Origin of the sequence: Leisingera sp. SS27, assembly GCF_028368855.1 — a bacterium.
In the GTDB taxonomy this organism is placed as follows: domain Bacteria; phylum Pseudomonadota; class Alphaproteobacteria; order Rhodobacterales; family Rhodobacteraceae; genus Leisingera.
Genome location: NZ_JAQNCY010000027.1, coordinates 1 through 1,370 on the forward strand (window position 1 = coordinate 1; position 1,370 = coordinate 1,370).

The window sequence follows — 1,370 nt, forward strand, 5'->3', positions numbered from 1 at the left end:
CAGGCTGCTGAAATAGTTGTTGAGCCGGAACGCTTTCCCGTGATCCGGTCCGGTTCGACGGATGTGTCATGCCTGTCGATGCGTCTGCGTATCGCTCCTGGTTCCATCTTTCCCTTCACGCCCCCAGCAACCGTGGTAGCCGGGCAAGATTGTTTGCGGCCATGGTTAGGATGAAGCGTGATCGGACGCGATCAATGCCGCGATACATGGTTTGCGCCATGCCTCCGACTGTTTTGGCCCAGCCGAACGGTTCCTCGATCCTCTTGCGGTGCTTTTGGGACAGGGCATAGCTCTCGTGCCGTGTGGTTCGGCCATCAATCGCTGAATATCTCGCTTTCTGGGCGACATGGGGCGTCACGCAGGCTTGGCGCAGGTCTGACACGAACCCTGACGCGTCATAGCCTTTGTCGGCACCGAGCGTCAGTCGCCGGGTTGATCCAGGGGAATGGCGATGGATCATGTCCAGGGCGGCCTTACGTTCGGCATGGCCGTCGGCCTGGGTCAGGTCGCCCTGCACGACCATGCCCGAGCGGTTCTCCATCAGCGCATGCCCGATGAAGCACAGCATGGCCCCGGTGCCAGGGGATTTCTTGTAGAGCCGTGCGTCCGGATCGGTGGTCGATACGTGCGTGGCGTTGGAGCGCTTCTCGCCCTTGAAGTCGACCTCGGCATTGCGGTGGCGGTGGGAATTTCCGGGCATCGGATCGGTCCTGGCGGGGCTGTTGGAAGGCTCGGTTTCGGGCGGGGTGTCCGGGGCGGGCGGATCGCCCGGCCCTTCATCGTCGGGCGGGGTGGCGTCGACCTTCGGCTGGAAGCTTTTCATCGATGCCCAGGCTTTCACCAGCGTGCCATCGACCGAAAAGTGTTCGCCCGAGAGCAGAGGTGCGACCTCGCGATGAGCCAGGATCGCCGCCATCACCTTGCGCGACATCTCGGTCGTTAGCAGCCGGTCGCGGTTCTTCGTGAACACGGTCGGAACCCATACCGGATCGTCGATCCCGAGGCCCACAAACCAGCGGAACATCAGATTGTAGTCCATCTGCTCCATCAACTGCCGTTCGGATCGGACCGAGAACAGAATCTGTAGCAGGCTCGCCCGGATCAGACGCTCCGGCGGGATCGAGGGGCGGCCAAAATCCGTGTAAAGCGCCTCGAACTCGACATCGAGGCTGACGAGCGCGTCATTCACCACCTGCCGAATTTTGCGCAGCGGATGTCGCGGAGGGATGCGTTCCTCCAGATCGACATAGCTGAACAGCGACCCGCTCGTCTCGTCTGTCCCCCGCATACTCACCCCCGCCGCTAACGTGCTGAGGGTGAATCATGTTCTCAAACCGCTGTCGAGACAGGACTATTTCAGCAGCCTGTTA

The 1,370-nt window shown here is 61.5% G+C and carries 1 protein-coding gene; it reads right to left on the minus strand.

Going from position 1 to position 1,370, the window contains the following annotated elements; all coding sequences use genetic code 11:
• Positions 1 to 115: 115 nt before the first annotated feature.
• A complete protein-coding gene (locus N6L27_RS23215) occupies positions 116 to 1,288 on the minus strand; it encodes an IS5 family transposase (protein WP_271909791.1) in 1,173 nt (390 codons plus the stop codon).
• Positions 1,289 to 1,370 lie beyond the last annotated feature (82 nt).

Coding starts and splice junctions, on each gene's coding strand:
- N6L27_RS23215 (WP_271909791.1), bottom strand. CDS start 1,288: ATGCGGGGGACAGACGAGACGAGCGGGTCGCTGTTCAGCTATGTCGAT.